A 20,560-nucleotide genomic window follows, 5' to 3' on the forward strand; every position below is an offset into this window, starting at 1 on the left:
CGGAGCGTGGACGCCGCGACTGTCGCGGCGGGCAGTGCCGGGGCCGGAATGGGGATCACGTCCACGCGCTGGGTGCTGTGCGCGGTCTGGGGGCTCGGGATCCTCACGGCGGTGATCGACGCACGTCTCGGACGGCCGAGTGTCGCGAGTCCGCTCGCGTTCGCGACCTTGCTCGGTGGGGTGTGGGCGATCTCGACGCCGGGTACTGACGTCCTTGGTCGCGGGCGTGCCTTGCTCGTCATCGCCGGAGCGCTCGCGACGGTGACGGTCGTCGCGACGACAGGTCCGGCTCAGGGCCGGACGTGGCTCGTCGACCTGTCCGGGTACCTGCTCGCGCTGCTCGTCGCGCGCGGAAATGGGCGGACTGGCGCCGCGGGTTTCGTCGCCTTCTCGGCGATCCTCATGGTCTGGGTCGCGCAGGGCGGGTCCCAGGCGCCGCTCGGCGAGGTGCTCGGAGCCCCCGTGCTCGCGCTCGCCGGCGGCGTGGTCTGGCACCTGGTGCTGCGGAGGGCTGTCACGCGCGAGCGTGCGCACCGGTCGGAGGCTGCACGGGCAGCGTCCGACGCCCGGATTGCGCGGCGCGCCGTAGATGCCGACAGGCTGGAGATCGCGGCGATCAACGACGTCGTCGCGCCGGTGCTCCGCCGGATCCTCGACGGAGGGGTGCCGGACGCCGCGTCACGGCTCGACGCCGCCGTCGCGGAGGCGACCGTGCGCGACCGTATCCGTTCGCCGTGGGAGCCTGGCGGGGCGCTCGACCTGTGCGTCGAGGATCGCCGACGTGCCGGGATCGTCGTCGTGCAGATCGGCGAGCGGACCGGACCGCGCGCAGCCATGCCGTCCGCGCTCGCGGACCGTCTCGTGGCGATCGTCGCGCCTGTGCGCACCGGTCGCGTCACCGTGCGGACGCTTCCGCCCGGGCGGGGCGTCGCGATGACTGTCGTCGTCGACGACGGTGCGACGGTGTCGCGGACCGCCGTCTCGATCGACGGCACGGTGGTCGACGAGTCGCGGCACGGCTACAGCGGCCAGATGAGCGGGACGTAGAACACTGCAACGACGAGGTAGAGCAGCGCGAGAGGTAGCCCGCAACGGGCGTAGTCGCCGAAACGGTAGCGGCCAGGCTCCATGACCATGAGGTTCGCGGGGGTCGCTACCGGTGTGAGGAACGATGCTGCGCCCGCGACAGTGAGTGCCATGAGGAACGGCAGCACCGAAGCGCCCGACGCGTCGGCGAGCGCGACCGCGATGGGCACGACGATGAGCACGGTCGCCGTGTTCGAGATGAGCTGGCCGAGGATGAGCGTGAGGACGACGATCGCGGCGAGCGCCGCGCGCGATCCTGCGTCCCCGACGATGTCGAGCAGGGCATCGGCGACCGTCTGGGCGGCGCCCGTCGTCGCGAAGGCGGTCGAGAGCGGGATCATGCCGGCGACGAGGACGACTGTCGTCCATGAGATGCCCCGGTAGGCCTGAGAGGGCGTGAGGACCCGCAGGAGCACGAGGGCGCTCGCCGCTCCGAGCGCGACGATCGATGCGGGGAGGAACCCGGTGACGAGAAGGATGACGGTCGCGGCGAGGACGACGAGGGTGCGTCGTGCTCCGGTGGCGAGCGGTACGGACCTGCGCAGGCGCTCAGGCGGGTCGACGACGAGCACCTCGGAGCCGTTCGAGGTGTGGCGGTCGAGGTCGGCCCACGAGCCGTCGAGAAGCAGGACGTCGCCAGCCCGGAGGGTCGAGTCGACTCCGTGGATCTCATCCTCGCCGCGACGGGCGGCGAGGATGACGAGGTCGCCGCTCGGGGTGAGCATGCCGGGGAATACGTGCGTACCGATGAGCGGGGAGCGTGGGGGGACGACGACCTCGGTGACGCCGTGGGTCGCGGTGAGCAGCTCGTGCGCAGGGTCGAGGTCGTACTCACGGCGCAGGGTGCGTGCGAGCTCCTGGACGTCGACCGGCGCGGTCGTCGCGTGGCGCTCCGGCAGCAGCCGTGGACCGAATGCGGTGAGGATGAGCATTGTCCCGACGAGCAGCGGGAGGCCGACGAGCGCGAACTCGAAGAACCCGAACGGCCGTGCGCCGGCGTCGACCGCGGCCTCGCTCACGATGATGTTCACGGGGGTACCGGTGAGCGCGAGCAGGCTTCCGGCGTGCGCGGAGAACGCGATCGGCAGGAGCATCTGGGACGGCGCGATGCCGGCGCGGCTTGCGACGACGACGACGAGCGGCAGGAATGCTGCGACGGCGCCGTTGACGCTGATGAGAGCCGTCACGCCGGCGACGAGCAGGCAGAGCGTCAGCAGGAGCGGGACGCGGCGGGTCCCGGCCCTGCTGACGACGAGCTGGCCGAGCCATGCCGTCACGCCGGTGGCTTCGAGGGCCTCCGAGACGACGAAGAGCGCGGCGATGAAGATGACTGTCGGGTCGCCGAACCCCGCGAGGGCCTCGCCGAGCGTGAGGACGCCCGTGACATAGAGGGCGACCGAGACGCCGATGGCGACGATCCCGAGCGGGATCCGGCCCGAGACGAACGCCAGGACGGCGACCCCGAGGATGACGAAGGTGGCGACGGCCGGGTCCATCGGGGCCGGTCCTCCTAGATCCCGTGCGCGATGACGCGTTGCTTGGCGAGCTCGACCTCGGAGTCGGTAAGGATGCCCGCGCCGTGAAGGCTCGCGATCTGGGTGAGGAGCGTGATGGCGTCGTGCCCGGACGCTCCCGCGACGGGTGCCGCAGCGACGGGCGCTCCCGCGACGGGGCCCGCAGTGACGGGAACGGTGGCAGACGCGGCCTGCGCAGCGGCTGCGTCCTGCGCGGCCCACTGGGCCTGCTGACGACGCTGGGTGTTCCCGATGACGCGGGTGGCGACGGACGCGCGGGCGGCGGTGCGTAGGAGACTCATCGGTCTTCCCCTTCCTGGAGGGTGTCGAGGTCGGTCGGGTCGATCCCGCCGAGGAGCAGCTCGCGGCCGGCATCCCGCGAGACGACGTCGGCGAGGCCCGCGAGCGTGCGGTCCTCGTAGACGACGACGAGGCCGTCCTCGCCGTCGCGGAGCTCCGAGGCGATTCGCTCGAGGTCGGTGTCGAGCAGGAGGTCGGTCTCGACCGCTGCCAGGGCGGGCGACGCGCTGAGGCGGCGTCGTGCGGCGGTGCCGTCGGCCTGACGGCTCACGAGCTCGACGTCGAGGATGACGGCGCGCCCCTGGGCGGTGAGGGAGCTGAGCTCGGCGGCGACTGCGTCGAGCGGGTGGTCGGCGGGCAGCGCGAACACCGCGTACCCGAGCGGTCCTACGTAGGTGTCGGTGGCCATGTCGTGTCCTTGTCTCGGGGGGTGCGGTTGGTCAGGCGCGGGGGGCCGTGAAGCGCTTCGCGAGGTCGAGGAGGAGGCGCGCGCCGTAGCCGGTCGCGCCCCTCGAACGCCATGCAGTGTCCTTCTCGACCTGCATGGTGCCCGCGATGTCGAGGTGCGCCCACGGTGTCCCGGCGGTGAAGTGGTCGAGGAACAGTGCCGCTGTGATCGTCCCCGCGAAGGGTCCACCGAGGTTGGAGATGTCGGCGACCTGCGAGTCGAGCTGCGGCCGGTAGGCGCGTTCGAGAGGAAGCCGCCAGGCCTTCTCGCCCGTCGTGCGTGCGGCGTCCTCGGCGAGGGCGACCACGCGGTCGTCGTTTCCGAGGAGCGCGGCGACCTCGGTGCCGAGGGAGATGAGGGCGGCTCCGGTGAGGGTCGCGACGTCGACGATCGCATCGACCTCGTCCTCGACAGCGAGGGCAAAGCCGTCGCACATGACGAGCCGGCCCTCGGCGTCCGTGTTGCGGACCTCGATCGTGGTGCCGTCACGGGCGGTGAGCACGTCGCCGAGCTTGTACGCGGTGCCGGACGGCATGTTGTCCGTGCACATGAGGCGCCCGACGACCTCGGCGCGCACGCCTGCATCCCGAAGCCCGGTGAACGCGCCGAGCACGGCCGCGGCGCCGCCCATGTCCATCTTCATGAGCAGGTGCATGGGATCGGACGGCTTGAGGCTGATACCGCCGGAGTCGTACATGATGCCCTTGCCGACGAGCCCGAGCCTGCCGGAGGGTGTGCCGTCTGGACGATAGCGGAGCGTCACCATGCGTGGCTCTTGCGCGGAACCCTGGTTGACCCCGAGGAGGCCGCCGCAGCCGAGTTCGACGAGTTGGGCACGATCGGCGATCTCGACGTCGAAGCCGAAGCGGGTGCCGAGCTCGACGGCGATGTCAGCGATGCCGGTCGCGGTGAGGTGTCCGGGCGGCGTGTTGGTGAGGTCACGCGCGACGACGGTGGCGCGGACAGCGATCTTGACGTCGGCAAGAACCTCTGCGTCGGCGTCGTCCGTGCGGCCGAGGTCGAACGTCACGGACTCGACCGTCGAGGTGCGGGGCTCGCGTACGAGCCCCGTGTAGCTGTACGTCGCGAGCAGTGCGCCCTCGGCGAGGACGCACAACGCGTCAGCCCGGTCGAGCCCCGCGGCGTCAAGAGTCGTCGGGTCGACGCGCAGCCCAAGGTTCGTTCCCCGACCAGCGGCGCGCACGAGTGCCGCGGCAGCGTCGCGCAGCAGGTCGAGAGTGAGTTCGGTGGGCGCGCCGACGCCGACGGCGACGAGGTCGGGCCCACCTGTGCGGGGCACGCGCAGGGTCGTCGAGGGCTTCGACTCGTAGCCTGCGCGGGCCAGGGCGTCGTGGTCGAGGCCAAGCTCGGCGGGGAGGTCTCCATCGGGCGTCGTTGCGAACCCGACGACGTCGGTGTCGGTCGTCGCGGGGCCGGACCAGACGCGGATCGAGTCGAGCGCGTCGAGTCCTGGCAGGGTGGGACGGATGCGGGTCATGCTGTGCTCCTTCGGTCCGGGCTTCTGGCTCGGGGTAGGTGCGGAGGTCGGGGCGGGACCTGTGCGGCGAGGGGTCAGCTCATCCCGACGGGTGAGCCGGGCCCCCACGGGATACCGAGAGCGAACCAGGCCGCGAAGAGCACGGTCCACGTCGCGAGGATCCACAGGGCGTAGGGCAGCATGAGCGCGATGATCGTGCCGATGCCCGTGTCCTTCTTGTAGCGGCGCGCGACCGTGACCATGAACGGCAGGTAGACCATGAGCGGGGTGAGAACGTTCACGGGGGAGTCACCCACGCGGTAGGCCGCGAGGAGGGTCTGCGGCGCGACGTCGAGCGACGCGAAGATCGGGATGAAGACGGGCGCGAAGATCACCCACTTGGGCACGAGGCCCGGCAGGATGAAGTCGAGCACCACGATGACGAGGATGAACGCGAGCAGCAGGACGATCGCGGGAACGTCGGCCTGCTGGAGCAGCTCGGCCGCAGAGACCGCGGCGACCGTCGGCAGGTTCGTCCAGCTGAACAGCGCGATGAACTGGGCGATCATGAGGAACATGACGAGCAGGCCGCCGAGGCTGCCGAACGTCTTGGCAATCGCGCCGACGACCGGCGAGCCGCCGACGAGCGTGCGAGCGCCGCGGCCGTAGGCGATGCCGCACACGAGGAACGCGAGCGAGATGAGGAAGACGAGGCTCGACATGAACGGCGTCGTGCCGATGATCGCGCCGGTCTCGGGGTCGCGGAGCGGCGCTCCGGGCGGAAGCGTGAGAGCCGCGACGACAACGACGAAGCCGAGGAGCGCCCACGCGGCGAACTTCAGCCCGCGGGCCTCGGCCGCGGCGTCGACCTGCTCCTCGACGCCGTCGGCCGCGAGCTCGGAGCGGTCGTAGGTGCCGAGCCGCCTCTCTGTGACGAAGACCGTCACGAGCAGTACGACGACCGTGAGGACGATCGAGGACACGATCGCGAAGTAGTAGTTCTGGGTGACCTCGATCGTCTCCATACCTGCGGCGGAGAGCACGCCGTTGGTGACTTCAGTGAGCATCGAGTCGCTCGGTGTGATGAGGACGTTGACGCCGAAGACGGCACCGACGGCTGCGAACGCCGCGGCCAGGCCCGCGAGCGGATGGCGGCCGACGGTGAGGAACGCGGCGGCGGCGAGCGGCACGAGGATGAGGTAGCCGGCGTCGGTCGCGACCGACGAGATGACGCCGACGGCGATGAGGATCGTCGCGAGCCACTTACGCGGGGCCGTTCTCACGACAGAGCGGATGAGTGCGCCCATCATGCCCGCATGTTCGGAGACGCCGACGCCTGCCATGGCGATGAGCACGACGGCGACTACGCCGAAGCCCGCGAAGTTGTCGACGAACGAGGTGAAGAAGAACCTCGCGCCCTCGACGGACAGCAGGTTGCGCACCTCGAACGTGCGCTCCTCGACGATGTAGTCGGGGACCTCTGCGGGCTCGCCCGTCACGGAGTCGTAGATCGACCACGTGCCGCCGAGGTGTTCGTTGATCTGCGAGAACTCGTCGCGCGGGACGGGCACGACGACGTCGTCGGTCACTGAGACGTTCGCGAGCGAGAGCGCCGCCGAGAGCAGCGCGATGATCCCGATGAGGTAGACGAACATGATCGTCGGGTCGGGGACCTTGTTGCCGACCTTCTCGATCCAGGCGAGCATCCCGCCCTTCTCTGGGGCGGCTGCGGTGGCGACGTCGTCGCTCATGTGGTGCTCCTCGAAGCGGGTGACGGTGTGGACGTGCGGGGGCTGTCGGGCGTGCTGCCCGCTGCGGCGGGACCGCTGCCAGAGTCGCCGGGGCGGTCGTCGGGCGTGGTGACGGAGTCGTCGTCGGGCGGCCGGGCGGAGGGAGCGTCGGCGCCCGGGCTCCCGTCGGGGACGGGTGGTGTCCTCAGCGCGGAGAACACTGCCCACGTCACCGACATGAGCGGGACCGCGACGACAGCACCGAGGAGTCCCGCGAGCAGGGTCCCGGCGGAGACGCCTGCGCCGACGACGAGCGGATGGAGCGAGACGTGCTTGCCGAGGACGAGCGGCTGGACGAGGTTGCCCTCGACCTGCCCGACGAGCGCGATCGCGATGCACACCGCGACGCCGTTCCAGAGTCCATTAGCGGACAGTGCGACGAGCGCGGCGACGAGCATCGCTGCGGGCGCGCCGATGAGCGGCACGAACGTGCCGACGAAGACGAGCGCTGCGAGCGGCAGCGCGAACGGCACGCCGAGGACGAGTAGGACGACGTACGCGAGCGACCCGACGATGACGGCGGCGAGGACCGAGCCGAGGGTGTAGCCCTTGAAACGGGACCAGGCGATGTCCCCGGCTGTGCGCCATGCGTGACGCGAACCCTGGGGGAGCTGCGCGAGGAACCACGTCCACATCTGTTCGCCCGAGGTGAGGAAGCAGACGGCTGCGAAGACACCGAGCGCGATCGTCATCCCGACCTTGGCGAGGGCTCCCGCGATACTCAGCGCGGAGCTCGCGATGACGCCGGCCTGCGAGGTCACCCAGCCGATCACGACGTCACCGAGGTTCTCGGTGCCGTCGGCGAGGTTCTCGGTGGGCAGCCCGAGCCGTGCGAACAGGTCGAGGACCGCGGAAAGCCCGTCCTCGGCGCCGTCGGCGATGCCGTTCCAGTCCCCCGTGAGCCCTATGAGAGTCAGGGTGAGGAGTGCGAGGACGGCTAGGAGACCGACGAGCAGTGCGAGGACGGTCGCCACGGCGGGAGGTACGTGCTTGCGGAGCGCGACGGCGACGGGTCGCAGGACTGCTGTGAGGATGATGCCGAGGAAGAGCGCGACGAGCACGAGCGTGATGCGGGACCCGAGCCAGATGGCGATCGACATGGCCGCGGCCCCGAGCAGGAGGCGTCCTGACCACGCCCCGAGGAGCACGACCCAGCTCGGGAGGAACGGGTGGAGAGGCACGCGTGGTGCGGTGCTCAACGCCTCAGCCCTGGTCGCGCCCGGCGCGTACCCGCTTGACCGCTCGCCTGGCGAGGAGCGTCGGGAGGAGAAGAGCACCGAGCAGGGTGCCGAGCCAGGTGACGACGGTCGCGAGGAACCACGTGTTCACCCCCGAGATCGTGAGGTCGTCAACGAGGAGGCTGGCGGTGAGCAGGCCGAGGAAGGTGGACAGGAGGCCCGCCGCGCCTGTGAGGACGGGGGCCTTGTCGCGCGCGATCTTCGTGAACCATGCTGCGAGCACGGACTGGAGGACGGCGACGATCACGACGGCGATGACGCACCCCCGCCACCCGACGCGCATGTCGGAGACGGTGAGGTTGGCGATGAGGAGCCCGATCGCGGTCGCGCCGAGGAAGACGACCATGCGGATGAGAAGCCGGATCATGACTCTCCCGGGGAAGGGGCTGATGACCTGCGAATTCGGTCCACAACATGCTCGCATTGCGTCGTGCGTCGCGCTGCCCCTGGAAGTAGGGATTGACACCGGCGCCTCTGAGGGAGATCGAGTCTCTGTCATGGACGTTCGGTCTGGAGCCAGGGCTTCGACGATAGCGCCCCGTCCGTCACTGTGTGGTGTGCTCGGGGACCGGAGAGCGGCGGTTCGCGCAGCCGGCCGAAGGACGACTCGTGCCGGCCTCATCAACTCACGAGGCGCTCGGTGAGGCAACGCAGGAGCGGCAGGACGGCCGTGGAGTCCTCGTCGAGCGCGACGACCTGGTCAGTGCCGTCGAGCACGGACTCGAGGACCTCGTGGGCGTCGTCGGCAGTGACTTCGTGGAGCTTCGAGGCGGGGCCGTCCATCTCGCAGAGCCGTGCCGCGAGGCTGTCGTGGCGGTGCTGCACGAGCAGCACCTCGAGCGGCACGCTCCTGCTCGCGCTGGCGTCGAGCGTCACGACGAACGTGAACGCGTCGAAGACGGGTAGGGGCGGCAGCGCGAGGTCGTCGTCCTGCCCGGCGTCGGGTGCGTCGACCGAGTCGAGGTCTGCCGGGTCGAGGCCGAGGTCGGCGAGCGACATGTGCACCGCCGCGAGGTCGATGCCTGCGAGGTGCGCGCCGACGACAAGAGTCTCCGTGCGCCGGACAGGGTCGACGACGAGCCGGACGGGTGAGGCTGCGCTCATCTCGACGAAGCGCTCGACCCACGGCGGGACCGGGGTGCGACGGGCCGCCAGCTCGTCCTGGGAACGGCGCACGGTCCCGCGGTCGCACGCCATGAGCGTCATGAGGTGCAGGGCAGCCGTCGAGCCGGGGGTGTCGATCGCGAGGAGCGCCTCGATGGTGAGGCGGGCGGCGTCGAGATGCTGCATGGTCGCCGACGTGAGCCGCGCGGCGGGCTCGAACGGGCTGAGCATCTTGGAGACCTGACCGAAGAAGTCGGCCGGGAGCGGCGAGGCGAGCGCCATGTCGAACGACGCGACGAGCGCCTCGGCACCCGAGGGTCGGACACGGCCCGTACGGTCGTGGCGGGCGCCGGCGGGACGGTGGGTGCTGCACGTGCGTGCGCTGGAGATCGAAGTCATGGCGGGGACGCTAGGCGCGTCGTCGTGGCGGCGCACGGGAGATGGGGCGATCTGTGGACGACGGCTCCCGGGGGAATGGCTGTGGACAGGGCGGACGGGCTCAGCGGACCTGAGACCCGTCACCGGTAGTCCGGCGCCGCCGCGATCCGCAGGTGCGCCTCGAGGCTCGTGGACCCGCTGCGCCGCATGTCGGTCGCGAGCGCGACGCCCACGTAGCGCAGGTGCCACGGCTCGGGCGAGTAGCCGGTGACCTTCTCCTGCCCGGCCCGGTAGCGCACGACGAACCCGTAGCGCCACGCGTTTCGGGCGACCCAGCGGGCCTGCGGCGTCCGGCCGAAGCTCCCGAAGGTGGACCCGCGCGCGAGGACGTCGACCGCGAGCCCGGTCTGGTGCTCGGAGTGCCCCGCCCGTGCGGAGACGCGGTCGGCGCGCGCCTTCCCGAGGGTCCGCACCCACCGCGCGTAGACGACCTTCTGGGTCGCGTACGAGCGGTAGCCGCTGCGCACGCCGAGCGGCACGCCGTCGGCCGCCGCCGCGCGCATGAGCTTCTCGAGCGCGGTCGCGGCCTCGAGCCGCAGCCGCTGGTTCGAGCCCTTGACGGTCCGGAGGCGCGGGCGCGTACGCGCGCGGCGACAGCGGTCGCCGCTTGTTGACGACGACGATCGTCGACGACGCGTCTCTCGTCCCGAGGACCTCGACGCGCGAACCCTTGCGCCAGGTGAGAGTGCCGCCCTCGAAGCGCTGCGCGCACCGGGTGCGGGCCGCGTCGCAGCGGCGGTCGGCGCGCGGCTCCCCGAGGAAGCCCTTCGCGCCGCGCAGGTCCAGCCACAGGGTGCGGAACCCTCCGGTGACGATCGGCTTGGGTCTCGCCGCCGCCGCCGCGACGACGGTCGGTTCGGACGGCGAGGCATCAGCCGCGGTCGCCACGGCGCCCGGGCCCACGACGAGCGCGAGCGCCACGACGCTCCCGACGACGACTCTCCGCAGCCTCCCCTGCATGCCCCGATGATGGCGCGGAGGGATGTGGCGAGGGAAGACCTGCGTCGGCGTGCACCTTGGCACCCTGAGCGCCAGAGTGCACGCGAAGTGCAGCCGCGTCACACGATCGACTGGGAGCGGAGACGCTGCAGATGTCTCTATTCTCTAGCCATGGTGTAGCGATGTCTCTAAAATAGAGACATGCTGCCGCTTCCTGCCCTCACGCTCGACGATCTCGTCGTCCTCGACGAGATCGCCGACGCGCGCGCCGTCATTGTCGACCGGCTGCGGGCGCCGCGGCGCTGGACCGGTCGGCTCCGACGCACCGCCGTCGCGCGCGCGATCAGGGGCTCGAACTCGATCGAGGGCATCGTCGTCGACCTCGACGACGCGGACGCGTCGATCGACGACGAAGCGCCACTGAGCGCCGACGAGCGCACCTACGCAGAGATCCGCGGATACCGCCAGGCTCTCGGCTACGTGCTCGAGATGGCGGAAGATCCCGCCTTCCAGCTCGACGCCACGGCGCTGAGGAGCATGCACTTCATGATGCTCTCCCACGACCTCAGCAAGGGGCCCGGCCGCTACCGTCCGGGCGACATCCACGTCGTCGACGAGCGCGACGGCGCAACCGTCTACACCGGGCCCGACGCGGACGAGGTGGCCGGGCTCGTCGACGATCTCGTGCGGGGGCTCGAGGCGCACGCCGAAGCCGATGCGTTGGTGCGCGCGGCGATGGCGCATCTCGGTCTCGTGCTCATCCATCCGTTCCGGGACGGCAACGGACGCATGTCGCGCGCGCTGCAGACCCTGGTGCTCGCGCGTTCCGGCCTCGCGCACCCTGAGCTTGCGAGCATCGAGGAGTGGCTCGGAGCCAACACGGACGACTACTACGCGGTTCTCGCCCACACCGCGCGCGGGCAGTGGGACCCCACGGCCGACGCGGGGCTCTGGCTGTCGTTCTGCCTGCGGGCGCACCACATGCAGGCGCAGACGGTGCTCCGGCGTATCGCTCGGACCGACGAGCTCTATGGGCGGCTCGTCGACGAGCTCGAGGCCCGCCGCCTTCCGGAACGCATGCTCGACGTCCTCTACTCCGCAGCCCTGAAGTTCCGGGTCCGGAGGTCGACCTACATCGCACAGGCGGATGTCGACGAGAGGACCGCGACGCGCGACCTGCGTGCGCTGGTCGACGCGGGCCTCCTGGACGCCGTCGGGGAGACCCGTGGACGTCACTACGTCCGTGGGGCGCGGCTCGACGAGATCGTCGACTCGCTGGCCCCCGCCGAACGCATGCGTGACCCCTACCCGTGGATGCGGTCGCGACTCGCGCAGCCGGTCGACTGGCGCTGACCCGCCCCTCCGGCGCCTAGATGAGCGCCCGTCGGTCGACCTGCTCCGCCGCCGACGACGCGTCGGCCACGCCTGCCCACGGCACCGCGACCCCGGCCGCGAGCGACGCCCGCGCGTCGAGCACCCGCTGGTTGCGCGAGCCGCGGAACGCCAGGCGCAGGTCCCGCTGCGCGAGGTCGAAGCGGCCGTCGACGAGCACGTCGACCTCCGCGAGCAGCTCCGCCTTGTCGTCGTGCCCGGCCCTGCTCCACGCGAGCAGCTCCTCGAACGTGTAGCCGCTCCACGCCCACACGTCCTTGGCCCGCCCGTGCTCCGCCCGCAGCCGGCGCACGACCCGCAAGCACACAGAAGTGTTGAGGAACGGCTCCCCGCCGAGCAGGGTGAGGCCCTGCACGGCGGGGTGCGCGAGATCCGCGGCGATGCGCTCGGCGAGGGCGTCGTCGAACACCTGCCCGTACCGGAAGGACCACGCCGCCTCGTTGAAGCAGCCCTCGCACGCGAACGGGCAGCCGCTCACGTAGAGCGAGCAGCGCACGCCCTCGCCGTCGACCATGACGAACGGCTTGTAGTCCGCGACCCGGTCCTGGCTCAGGCGGTCGGACTGCCAGTCGGGCAGGGGGTCGCGCGACACGAGGGTCAGCCTGCGGCCGGTGCGGACCCGTCGGGCAGCGAGCCCGTCGACCCTGCCATGTGCTTGACGCGCGAGGAGATCTCGACGTGCCGGCCCTTGACCATCGGGCGCTGCTGCGGGTTGCCGAGGTAGCCGCAGGTGCGCTTGACGACGTCGCACGTGCGCGGGTCGTCGTTGCCGCACGCGGGGCATGCGAAGCCGCGGGCCGTCGGCGTGAAGTCGCCCTTGTAGTCGCACTCGAGGCAGTGGTCGATCGGCGTGTTCGTGCCGAGGTAGCCGACGCGGTCGTACGCGTAGTCCCACACGGCCTCGAGGGCCTTGGGGTTCTGCTGGAGGACCGGGTACTCGCAGTAGTGGATGAACCCGCCCGACGTCAGCGGTGCGTACTCCATCTCGAAGTCGAGCTTCTCGAAGGGGGTCGGCGCCTTGCGGACGTCGTAGTGGAAGGAGTTCGTGTAGTAGCCCTTGTCGGTGATGTTCTCGACGTCGCCGAACTTCTTCGCGTCGAGCCGCGCGAAGCGGTCGGTGAGGGACTCGCTCGGCGTCGCGTAGACGGAGAACTGGTAGTGGTGCTCCTTCGTCCAGGCCTTCGCGTGGTCGGCGAGGGTCCGCAGGACGCGGAGCGTGAACTCCTTCGCCTCGGGCGAAGACTCCCACTCGCCGCCGAAGAATGCGGCGGCGGCCTCGTAGAGGCCGATGTACCCGAGCGACACCGTCGCGCGGCCGTCGCGGAAGAGCGAGTCGACGTTGTCGGACGGCACGAGACGCTTGCCGAACGCGCCGTGGCGGTAGAGGATCGGCGCGTTCGCCGGCACGGCCTCCTTGCACCGCTCGACGCGGTAGAGGAGAGCGTCGTGCACGGTGTCGAGCCGCTCGTCGAGCAGCGCCCAGAACGCGTCGAGGTCGCCGCGCGTCTCGAGCGCGATGCGCGGCACGTTGAGCGTGACGACGCCGAGGTTCATGCGCCCCTCGACGACGTCGTCGCCGTTCTCGTCCGTCCAGCCCTGGAGGAACGAGCGGCAGCCCATGGGTGCCTTGAACGAGCCGGTGAGCTCGACGATCTTGTCGTAGCTGAGGATGTCCGGGTACATGCGCTTCGTCGAGCACTCGACGGCGAGCTGCTTGAGGTCGTAGTTCGGGTCCGACGCCTCGAGGTTCGTGCCGCGGCGCAGCGTGAAGATGAGCTTGGGGAAGATCGCGGTGCGGCGCTCCTTGCCGAGGCCGAGGATGCGGACCTCGAGGATGGCCCGCTGGATCTCGCGCGAGAACCAGCTCGTGCCGAGGCCGAAGCCGACCGACGTGAACGGCGTCTGCCCGTTGGACGTGAAGAGGGTGTTGATCTCGTACTCGAGGGACTGCATCGAGTCGTAGATGTCCTTGCTCGTCTTGGCGCGCGCGTAGTCCTCACGCCGGGACGGGTCGTCGATCCACTGCTCGGCCTCCTCGAGGTGCTTGGCGTAGTTGCGCTCGGCGTAGGGCGCGAGGAGCTCGTCGATGCGGTTGACGGAGCAGCCGCCGTACTGGCTCGAGGAGACGTTCGCGATGATCTGCGTGATCTGCGCGGTGGCCGTCTGGATGGAGCGCGGCGGGGACACCTGGGCGTTGCCGATGCGGAAGCCCTCGGAGAGCATCGCGTGGAAGTCGATGAGGCAGCAGTTCGTCATCGGCGCGTAGGGGTGGTAGTCGAGGTCGTGGTAGTGGATGTCGCCCTTGGCGTGGGCGTTGGCGACGTGCGCGGGGAGCATGCGCAGGCCGATGGCCTTGCCGACCGCGCCGGCGGTGAGGTCGCGCTGGGTGTTGAAGACGTCGGCGTCCTTGTTGGCGTTCTCGTGGACGACCGTCGAGTCCTTGCCGACGAGCTGGTCGATCGAGTGGTTCACGTCGAGGGCCTGCGAGCGCGCGAGGTCGCGCTGCACGCGGTAGTCGATGTACGCCTTGGTGACGTCGTACTCGTGGGAGGACAGGAGGGTGTGCTCGACGACGTTCTGGATCTCGTAGATCTGCACCGTGCCCGCGTAGCGGCTGTGGAGCTCGGCGAGGGCGCGCTCGACGATGTCGGCGATGGTGAGCTGGTGGAGCGCGGTGATGTCGCCGTGGACCTCGACGAAGGCCTTGGTGACGGCCGCGGTGATGCGGCTCGTGTCGAAGGGGAGGGCGCGCCCGTCGCGCTTGCGCACCGTGAGGGTGCCCTCGGGTGCGTCGGGCTGTGCGTCCTGCTCGGTTCCGTCCAGCATGATCGTCACGATGTCTTCCGCCCTGTCTCCGTTGGCCGAGCACTACATCTAGTGGTGGAGCGCGGTTGCAAGACTAGATCTTGTGGTTATGGCGGAGTGGGACCTAGGTCCCACCCGGTCGTCGTGATGCCGTTGCGGCGGCGGGAAACCGCCGCGGAACCTCACGCGTGTCATTTCCCGCGCCCGACGTGTCGTTACGCTCGCCCCATGACCGACGACGCTCCCGACGACGCCTCCGCCGACAAGACCCCTGCCGCCGCGTCCCGCCGACGTTGGGTCCACTGGGCCATCGTCGCCGGCCTGTGCGCCGCCGTGTGGCTCTTCGTCGGCCTCACGCCGATCGTCACCGCCGGCGCGCTCCACGGCGCCGTCCCCGTCGACGAGGCCGACGGTCCCGTGAGCTCGGTCTGGGTGCGGCTGCACAACGGAACGATGGCGACGGTCACCGTCACTGCCGGCGACGACGCGACGCCCCGCGACGTCGACGTCCGCCTCCGCCCGCTCGTCGTCGATGCGACGGGCGCGCTCGTGGGCGACGTCGGTTCGGGGGCGCGCGCCGTGAAGATCCCTGGGGGCGGCGACGTCGCCCTCGAGGTCGTGTTCCCCGAAGGCTGCCCGGGCCTCCCTGCGGGCCCCGTCGACGGTGCGCCGTCCGACGCGATCGGGCGCATCGCGCTCCATGTCCGCACGCTCGGCCTGCCGCGCACGGTGACGGTCGACCTCCCGGCCGCCTACGAGGCCCATTTCGTGCAGGACCGCTCGCTGCCCTGCGCGTGATGATCGATCGTTGACGGCGGTGCGCGGGTCCGCGACGATGCGGGCATGACGAGCGACGATGGTGCCGCGCCTGAGGCAGCCGTGCCTGACGTGGCCGGGGCGGGCGTCGTGACGACGGCGCTGCCAGGCCGCCGCGCCAGATGGTTGGCCGTCGCCGGCGTGCTCCTCCTGGTCGCGGCTCTGGCCGCGAGCGTGTGGTGGCAGGCGCGGCCTCGTGCCACGCCGCACGTCGCTGTCGCCGGGACGACCTGGCCGAGCGCGTACGTCGAGACGGAGGATCCGATCGACGGCGAGCTGCGGTACGTCCTCACGGATCCGGGTCCGGACGGCACGGCGTACGTGTTCGACATCGTCAACGACGGGTCGTCGGCGGTGACGGTCGCCTCGCACCCGACGGTCGACAGACCTCGCGATGCCCGGCGTGCGGGCGTCGTCCTCACGCCCCTCGACGCGGCCGGCGGGACGGACGCTGCCGGCGAGCCGGGTCCCACGATCCGCCTCGAGCCGGGGGAGGCCGCGAAGCTCGAGCTGCGGCCGCTGTGGGAGTGTGCCCCGTTCGTGGCGGGGACGCTCCTCGGGATCGACAGCGTCGACGTCGACGTGACGGCGCAGGGGGTCACGCGGACGCAGACGATCGCGCTGCCGGTGGGACTGTTCCTGAGGACGACGGTCGACCTCGACCCTGGTCCGGAGTGGGGCTGCTGACCCACACTTGACGTCCGCCTCGGTTCCATGGTTCATTACTCAAGTAATGAACTAGCGAACAGGGAGGTCGTGATGTTCGACGGACCCGAACCGATCTACGTGCAGATCGCGACATGGGTGCGCACGCAGATCCTCGCCGGCGACCTCGCCGACGGCGACCAGGTCATGTCGACGACCCAGCTCTCGACGACCTTCCGGCTCAACCCCGCGACCGCCGCGAAGGCCTACGCGGGGCTCGTCGACGAAGGGCTCCTCGTCAAACGACGCGGCATCGGCATGTTCGTCGCCGACGGAGCCCGTGCCGCCCTGCTGGCCGAGCACCGACGCACGTTCTACGTCGACGTCCTCGATCCCGCGCTCGCACGGGCCGCGCTCCTCGACATCCCCGTCGACGACCTCGTCGACCACGTCCGCACCACCCTCGGAGGTGAACCCCGATGACCACCCAGCCCTTCGGCGCCCGGCTCGAGGGCGTCGCGCTGCGCTACCGCCGCGGCGAGGCCCCAGCGCTCGACGACCTCGACCTCACGATCCGCCCCGGCGTCATCACCGGCCTCCTCGGCCGAAACGGCGCAGGCAAGTCCACGCTCGGGGCGCTGCTCGCCGGGTGGCGCCGCCCCTCGGCCGGCCGCGTCCTCGTCGGGCCCGACGGAGCCCTCGAGAACCCGTTCGAGAACACCTGGACCGCGACCGGGACCCAGCTCGTCCGCGAGAGCGGCGACCACTGGGAGGGGACCGCCGCCCGCGACACCCTCGCCTACCACTCCGAGGTCCGCCCCGGCTGGGACGGCGACCTCGCCGACCATCTCGCCGGTCTCTTCGGCCTCGATCTCGGCACGCATCCCGAGAACCTCTCCCGCGGTCAGCGCTCTGCCCTCGGCATCGTCGTCGGCCTCGCCTCCCGAGCGCCCCTCACGCTGCTCGACGAGTCCTACCTCGGCCTCGACGCCGCCCACCGCTACGCCTTCTACGACGCGCTGCTCGCCGACTACGCCGAGCACCCCCGCACCATCGTCCTGTCGACCCACCTCATCGGCGAGGCCGAACGTCTCTTCGAGGACGTCGTCGTGCTCGACCGCGGCAAGGTCCTGCTCGCCGAGAGCGCCGACGACGTCCGCGCCCGCGGCGTCACCCTCACCGGCCCGACGGCCGAGGTCCACCGCGCCGCGGGGGACCGCCCCGTGCTCGCACGGCAGAGCCTCGGCGCCACGACTCGCGTGACGCTCGACGGCGCCCTCACCGCGGCCGAGCGCGACGCCGCACGCGCCGCGGGCCTCGAGGTCGGGGGCGTCTCCGTCCAGGACCTCTTCGTCCACCTCACCGGCGGCGCCACGGGCGCCACCGTCGACCCCGAGGAGCAGCGATGACCGCGACCCTCGACCGCGCGACCTTCGTCGCCGCCGCCGAGCGGCGCGCCACCCGCGCCGTCACCGTCAACACCGTCGCCTCCGCCTGGTGGGTCGGCGGGTGGTTCTGGGTGATCTACGTCCTCGTCCTCGCGGTGCTCACGGTGGTGTTCGTCGCTGTCGACGAGGCTGGTGCACGGTCGGCCTCCGGGAGCTTCGGCGCCCCGTGGGTGTTCGTCTTCGTCATGGGCATCGTCCTCACGAGCCAGACGGCGACGCTCCACCTGGTCGCCGGCGGCACCCGGCGCACGTTCCTGCGAGGCGGACGGTGGTCCGCGGTCGGCGTCGGCGTGACCTTCGGCATCGCCAGCTGGGCGCTGCTCGTCCTGCGCGACACCGTCGTGCGGCTGCTCGGCCATGAGGTCGCCCCGGTCGACGGCGTGCTCGACGCCGCGGGGAGCGGACTGTGGCTCGCGCTCCTCGTCCACGTCGTCGCCTCGGTCGCGCTCTTCGCCACCGGCGCGCTCGTCGGGCTCGCGTTCCGCAGGCTCGGAGGGTGGTTCGGGACGCTCGCGCTCCCGCTCACGCTCCTGCCCGGCGGGCTCGCCCTCTGGGCGTTCGAGCGGGCTGCGGTCGACGGCTCGACGGCGCCCGACGCCCGCGCCTGGCTCGTCGTCCTCGTCGGAGGGGTCGCCGCGACGCTCGCCGCCTGGTGGGGCGCGTGGCTCGTGGGGCGGGACGCCCCCGTGCGGTGACGTGGAGCCGAGCCTCCGACGGGTGTGCGGCACGGGGCGCCTGCGGGCGGCCCGTGCCGCTGCCTCGTCGCCGCGGCAGACCTTGACCCCGGTCCGAACCTCCGGGAGCATCCCGGTATGAGCATCTCGAACGAGGTGAGGGTCGATGACGAGACCGGTGCGTCGCCTGCGGATCCCGGACGTCGCCGGTCGCCGGTCCGCCGCGTCGTGATCGTCGTCGTCGCGATGGTGGCCGTGGCTGCTCTCGCGGCCGCAGGCGTGTGGGCGACGACGCCGCGCCTCGATCACAGCGGCTCCGTCTGGGGCAGTCTCTACGAGGACACGGCGCGCTTCCCCGCGGAGAACCTCGCCGTCGTCGTCACGGACCCGACGGGTCCGGACGACACCGCGTACGCGTGGGACATCCGCAACGACGGGCCGTTTCCGGTGACCGTCGCCTCGAAGGTGGCGGCCGGGGAGATCCATGACCTGCGCCGCGCAGGAGTCCTCCTCACGCGGGTCGCGCCCGAGGGGGGCACGGTGACGACCGGCGAGCCGGTGCGGTCGCTGCGCCTCGAGCCGGGCGAGCGCGTGAAGATCGAGGCGCGGCCGATGTGGGCGTGCGGGTCGTCGGACGGCTCCGTGATGTACAGCGCGGGCGTCGCAGAGGGCATCAGCACGATCGATGTCGACGTGACGACGCTCGGCGTCACGCGCACGCAGACGCTGCAGATCCCGCAGACGCTCTTCCTCATGACGACGGCGGACCTCTCGCCCGGCGCGGCGTGGGGCTGCTGATCGCCGCGCCTCCGGCCGCGATCCGGGAACGTGCGGACCAGCACGTGGACGCCCTTTTCGGCAGGCAAGACGCGCGTGCTAGCCTCGCTCACATGCAGATCCGTCGGTATTGGCGCTTTACGCAGGCTCCTGGTGGGGCCTCGCGGGCGTGCGCCTGACCGACAACTTCCCCACCGGAGCCAGCACAGGGCCTTGGACGCATCGCGTCCGGGCCCTTCGTCATGAGACGGACGGCTTCCGCGGCGACGGGACTCGGCCCATGACGAGGCACCGACACCCCACGACGACCGAGGAGCACGACCGATGACCGCCACCACCCCGCTCGCCCCCGCGACGAGCGACCTGCGTGTCCGCGAGCTCGACCCGCTGCCCGCGCCCGCCGAGATGCTCGCCGATCTCCCCCTCACGGGGACCGCGGCCGAGCTCGTCGCACGCTCGCGCGACGAGGTGCGTCGCGTGCTCGCAGGCGAGGACGACCGGCTCGTCGTCGTCGTCGGCCCGTGCTCCATCCACGACGCGGACGCCGCGCTCGACTACGCGCAGCGCCTCGCGGCGCTCGTGCCCGAGCTCGAGGCCGACCTGTGCGTCGTCATGCGCGTGTACTTCGAGAAGCCGCGCACGACCGTCGGCTGGAAGGGGCTCATCAACGACCCCGACCTCGACGGCACGCACGATATCCGCCGCGGCCTGCGCCTCGCGCGCGAGGTGCTGCTCGGCGTCCTCGACGAGGGCGTCCCGGCGGCGTGCGAGTTCCTCGAGCCGACGAGCCCGCAGTTCATCGCGGACGCCGTGACGTGGGGCGCGATCGGCGCCCGCAACGCGGAGTCGCAGGTGCACCGCCAGCTCGCGTCCGGCCTCTCGATGCCCGTGGGCTTCAAGAACGCGACCGACGGCGACGTGAAGATCGCGGTCGACGGCTGCATCACCGCGGCCGCCGAGCACACGTTCTTCGGCATCGACTCCCAGGGGCGCGCGGCCGCGGTCGCGACCGCGGGCAACCCCGACTGCCACGTCATCCTGCGCGGCGGCCGCAGCGGCCCCAACTACGACGACGCCTCGGTGTCGGCCGCGCTCGACGTCTCGGAGGCCTCGGGCCTCGGCCGACGCCTCATGATCGACGCGTCGCACGGCAACTCGGGCAAGTCCTGGGAGCGCCAGGCGGAGGTCGTCCGCGAGATCGGCGCGTCCGTCGCCGCCGGCAACCGCGAGATCGCCGCCGTCATGATGGAGTCGTTCATCGTCGCCGGAGCGCAGAAGCCCGCGCCGTCGGGCCTCGTCTACGGCCGGTCCGTCACCGACGAGTGCCTCGACTGGGGCACGACCGCCGAGCTGCTCCGCGGCCTTGCCGCGGACGTGCGGGCGCGTCGCGACGCCTGATCGCGCGGCGGTCGTCCTGATCGTGGACCCGTGTCGTCAGAAGACCATCCATACGGCATGATGGGGACGTCGCGTGTACGACCCGACGCAGGGGGCGGGTCGACCGGGACAGCGGCACCGCTCGCGGTGCCGTCTCGAGAGGGACACGGCTCGCCGTGCACCACCCCCTGAGGCCCGTCTCGCGCTCCGGCGCGAGGCGGGCCTTCACGCTTCCTGGCCCGCTGCGCCGGCTCCCACCCGCGACTCGTCGCGTCGTTGCACGCTCCGGGAG

Annotated in this window: 20 protein-coding genes; 9 read left to right on the forward strand and 11 right to left on the reverse strand. The window is 71.3% G+C overall.

Annotated features, from left to right (window positions below):
- Positions 1-6 precede the first annotated feature (6 nt).
- Positions 7-1,047 (forward strand): hypothetical protein, encoded by a 1,041-nt coding sequence (locus tag G7063_RS01590; RefSeq protein WP_166412779.1) that lies wholly within the window; start codon positions 7-9, stop codon positions 1,045-1,047.
- On the opposite strand, the gene G7063_RS01595 is transcribed toward G7063_RS01590, so the two are convergent.
- The 9 genes from G7063_RS01595 to G7063_RS01635 all read right to left on the reverse strand — a co-directional run bounded on the left by G7063_RS01595 (position 1,020) and on the right by G7063_RS01635 (position 9,898).
- Positions 1,020-2,582: an SLC13 family permease gene (locus G7063_RS01595; RefSeq protein WP_166412780.1), complete on the reverse strand. Its 1,563-nt coding sequence runs from the start codon at positions 2,580-2,582 to the stop codon at positions 1,020-1,022. The two genes, G7063_RS01590 and G7063_RS01595, sit on opposite strands and share 28 nt — an antisense overlap.
- A gap of 14 nt (positions 2,583-2,596) precedes the next feature.
- A complete protein-coding gene (locus tag G7063_RS01600; protein WP_166412781.1) occupies positions 2,597-2,902 on the reverse strand; it encodes an SHOCT domain-containing protein in 306 nt (101 codons plus the stop codon).
- Positions 2,899-3,309, reverse strand: coding sequence for a hypothetical protein (locus G7063_RS01605; RefSeq protein WP_166412782.1), 411 nt, complete (start codon positions 3,307-3,309; stop codon positions 2,899-2,901). The genes G7063_RS01600 and G7063_RS01605 overlap by 4 nt, the downstream gene beginning before the upstream one ends.
- Positions 3,310-3,340: 31 nt before the next feature.
- Positions 3,341-4,846, reverse strand: a complete 1,506-nt coding sequence (locus G7063_RS01610; RefSeq protein WP_166412783.1) for a M17 family metallopeptidase — start codon at positions 4,844-4,846, stop codon at positions 3,341-3,343.
- 74 nt (positions 4,847-4,920) lie between these two features.
- A complete protein-coding gene (locus G7063_RS01615) occupies positions 4,921-6,576 on the reverse strand; it encodes an AbgT family transporter (RefSeq protein WP_166412784.1) in 1,656 nt (551 codons plus the stop codon).
- Positions 6,573-7,796, reverse strand: coding sequence for an AI-2E family transporter (locus G7063_RS01620; protein ID WP_166412785.1), 1,224 nt, complete (start codon positions 7,794-7,796; stop codon positions 6,573-6,575). The genes G7063_RS01615 and G7063_RS01620 overlap by 4 nt, the downstream gene beginning before the upstream one ends.
- 22 nt (positions 7,797-7,818) lie before the next feature.
- Entirely contained in the window at positions 7,819-8,220 is a 402-nt protein-coding gene (locus tag G7063_RS01625) for a hypothetical protein (RefSeq protein ID WP_166412786.1), read from the reverse strand.
- Positions 8,221-8,474: 254 nt separating this feature from the next.
- On the reverse strand, positions 8,475-9,356 hold the full coding sequence (locus tag G7063_RS01630; protein ID WP_166412787.1) for a hypothetical protein: 882 nt from the start codon (positions 9,354-9,356) through the stop codon (positions 8,475-8,477).
- Between the two features lie 119 nt (positions 9,357-9,475).
- Entirely contained in the window at positions 9,476-9,898 is a 423-nt protein-coding gene (locus G7063_RS01635) for a M15 family metallopeptidase (protein WP_240916152.1), read from the reverse strand.
- A 637-nt stretch (positions 9,899-10,535) separates the two neighbouring features.
- Between G7063_RS01635 and G7063_RS01640 the strand changes: the two genes are divergently transcribed.
- Positions 10,536-11,687, forward strand: a complete 1,152-nt coding sequence (locus G7063_RS01640; protein ID WP_166412788.1) for a Fic family protein — start codon at positions 10,536-10,538, stop codon at positions 11,685-11,687.
- Between the two features lie 16 nt (positions 11,688-11,703).
- Here the strand turns inward: G7063_RS01640 and nrdG are convergent, their stop codons facing one another.
- Both nrdG and nrdD read right to left on the reverse strand, forming a co-directional pair.
- The gene (gene nrdG, locus G7063_RS01645; RefSeq protein ID WP_166412789.1) at positions 11,704-12,318 is read right to left on the reverse strand and encodes an anaerobic ribonucleoside-triphosphate reductase activating protein; all 615 of its coding nucleotides are present in this window, start codon (positions 12,316-12,318) and stop codon (positions 11,704-11,706) included.
- Positions 12,319-12,323: 5 nt separating this feature from the next.
- The gene (gene nrdD, locus G7063_RS01650; RefSeq protein ID WP_166412790.1) at positions 12,324-14,552 is read right to left on the reverse strand and encodes an anaerobic ribonucleoside-triphosphate reductase; all 2,229 of its coding nucleotides are present in this window, start codon (positions 14,550-14,552) and stop codon (positions 12,324-12,326) included.
- A gap of 207 nt (positions 14,553-14,759) precedes the next feature.
- Here nrdD and G7063_RS01655 point away from each other — a divergent pair, with 207 nt between their 5' ends.
- The 7 genes from G7063_RS01655 to G7063_RS01685 all read left to right on the forward strand — a co-directional run bounded on the left by G7063_RS01655 (position 14,760) and on the right by G7063_RS01685 (position 20,289).
- Positions 14,760-15,329, forward strand: coding sequence for a hypothetical protein (locus G7063_RS01655; RefSeq protein ID WP_166412791.1), 570 nt, complete (start codon positions 14,760-14,762; stop codon positions 15,327-15,329).
- A 45-nt stretch (positions 15,330-15,374) separates the two neighbouring features.
- A complete protein-coding gene (locus G7063_RS01660) occupies positions 15,375-16,034 on the forward strand; it encodes a hypothetical protein (RefSeq protein WP_166412792.1) in 660 nt (219 codons plus the stop codon).
- 72 nt (positions 16,035-16,106) lie between these two features.
- Positions 16,107-16,475 (forward strand): GntR family transcriptional regulator, encoded by a 369-nt coding sequence (locus G7063_RS01665; RefSeq protein ID WP_166412793.1) that lies wholly within the window; start codon positions 16,107-16,109, stop codon positions 16,473-16,475.
- Positions 16,472-17,401, forward strand: a complete 930-nt coding sequence (locus tag G7063_RS01670) for an ABC transporter ATP-binding protein (protein ID WP_166412794.1) — start codon at positions 16,472-16,474, stop codon at positions 17,399-17,401. The genes G7063_RS01665 and G7063_RS01670 overlap by 4 nt, the downstream gene beginning before the upstream one ends.
- The gene (locus tag G7063_RS01675) at positions 17,398-18,135 is read left to right on the forward strand and encodes a hypothetical protein (RefSeq protein ID WP_166412795.1); all 738 of its coding nucleotides are present in this window, start codon (positions 17,398-17,400) and stop codon (positions 18,133-18,135) included. The genes G7063_RS01670 and G7063_RS01675 overlap by 4 nt, the downstream gene beginning before the upstream one ends.
- Positions 18,136-18,252: 117 nt before the next feature.
- The gene (locus G7063_RS01680) at positions 18,253-18,912 is read left to right on the forward strand and encodes a hypothetical protein (protein WP_166412796.1); all 660 of its coding nucleotides are present in this window, start codon (positions 18,253-18,255) and stop codon (positions 18,910-18,912) included.
- Positions 18,913-19,215: 303 nt separating this feature from the next.
- The gene (locus G7063_RS01685) at positions 19,216-20,289 is read left to right on the forward strand and encodes a 3-deoxy-7-phosphoheptulonate synthase (protein WP_166412797.1); all 1,074 of its coding nucleotides are present in this window, start codon (positions 19,216-19,218) and stop codon (positions 20,287-20,289) included.
- Positions 20,290-20,560 lie beyond the last annotated feature (271 nt).

Origin of the sequence: Sanguibacter sp. HDW7, assembly GCF_011300875.1 — a bacterium.
Classification (GTDB): domain Bacteria; phylum Actinomycetota; class Actinomycetes; order Actinomycetales; family Cellulomonadaceae; genus Flavimobilis.

What these genes read in the sequence shown, in the direction of transcription:
- G7063_RS01680 (WP_166412796.1), top strand. Translation starts at nt 18,253, where the DNA reads ATGAGCATCTCGAACGAGGTGAGGGTCGATGACGAGACCGGTGCGTCG.
- G7063_RS01615 (WP_166412784.1), bottom strand. Translation starts at nt 6,576, where the DNA reads ATGAGCGACGACGTCGCCACCGCAGCCGCCCCAGAGAAGGGCGGGATG.
- G7063_RS01625 (WP_166412786.1), bottom strand. Translation starts at nt 8,220, where the DNA reads ATGATCCGGCTTCTCATCCGCATGGTCGTCTTCCTCGGCGCGACCGCG.
- G7063_RS01670 (WP_166412794.1), top strand. Translation starts at nt 16,472, where the DNA reads ATGACCACCCAGCCCTTCGGCGCCCGGCTCGAGGGCGTCGCGCTGCGC.
- G7063_RS01665 (WP_166412793.1), top strand. Translation starts at nt 16,107, where the DNA reads ATGTTCGACGGACCCGAACCGATCTACGTGCAGATCGCGACATGGGTG.
- G7063_RS01660 (WP_166412792.1), top strand. Translation starts at nt 15,375, where the DNA reads ATGACGAGCGACGATGGTGCCGCGCCTGAGGCAGCCGTGCCTGACGTG.
- G7063_RS01675 (WP_166412795.1), top strand. Translation starts at nt 17,398, where the DNA reads ATGACCGCGACCCTCGACCGCGCGACCTTCGTCGCCGCCGCCGAGCGG.
- G7063_RS01595 (WP_166412780.1), bottom strand. Translation starts at nt 2,582, where the DNA reads ATGGACCCGGCCGTCGCCACCTTCGTCATCCTCGGGGTCGCCGTCCTG.
- G7063_RS01610 (WP_166412783.1), bottom strand. Translation starts at nt 4,846, where the DNA reads ATGACCCGCATCCGTCCCACCCTGCCAGGACTCGACGCGCTCGACTCG.
- G7063_RS01685 (WP_166412797.1), top strand. Translation starts at nt 19,216, where the DNA reads ATGACCGCCACCACCCCGCTCGCCCCCGCGACGAGCGACCTGCGTGTC.
- nrdD (WP_166412790.1), bottom strand. Translation starts at nt 14,552, where the DNA reads ATGCTGGACGGAACCGAGCAGGACGCACAGCCCGACGCACCCGAGGGC.
- G7063_RS01655 (WP_166412791.1), top strand. Translation starts at nt 14,760, where the DNA reads ATGACCGACGACGCTCCCGACGACGCCTCCGCCGACAAGACCCCTGCC.
- G7063_RS01630 (WP_166412787.1), bottom strand. Translation starts at nt 9,356, where the DNA reads ATGACTTCGATCTCCAGCGCACGCACGTGCAGCACCCACCGTCCCGCC.
- G7063_RS01605 (WP_166412782.1), bottom strand. Translation starts at nt 3,309, where the DNA reads ATGGCCACCGACACCTACGTAGGACCGCTCGGGTACGCGGTGTTCGCG.
- G7063_RS01635 (WP_240916152.1), bottom strand. Translation starts at nt 9,898, where the DNA reads ATGCGCGCGGCGGCGGCCGACGGCGTGCCGCTCGGCGTGCGCAGCGGC.
- G7063_RS01640 (WP_166412788.1), top strand. Translation starts at nt 10,536, where the DNA reads ATGCTGCCGCTTCCTGCCCTCACGCTCGACGATCTCGTCGTCCTCGAC.
- G7063_RS01600 (WP_166412781.1), bottom strand. Translation starts at nt 2,902, where the DNA reads ATGAGTCTCCTACGCACCGCCGCCCGCGCGTCCGTCGCCACCCGCGTC.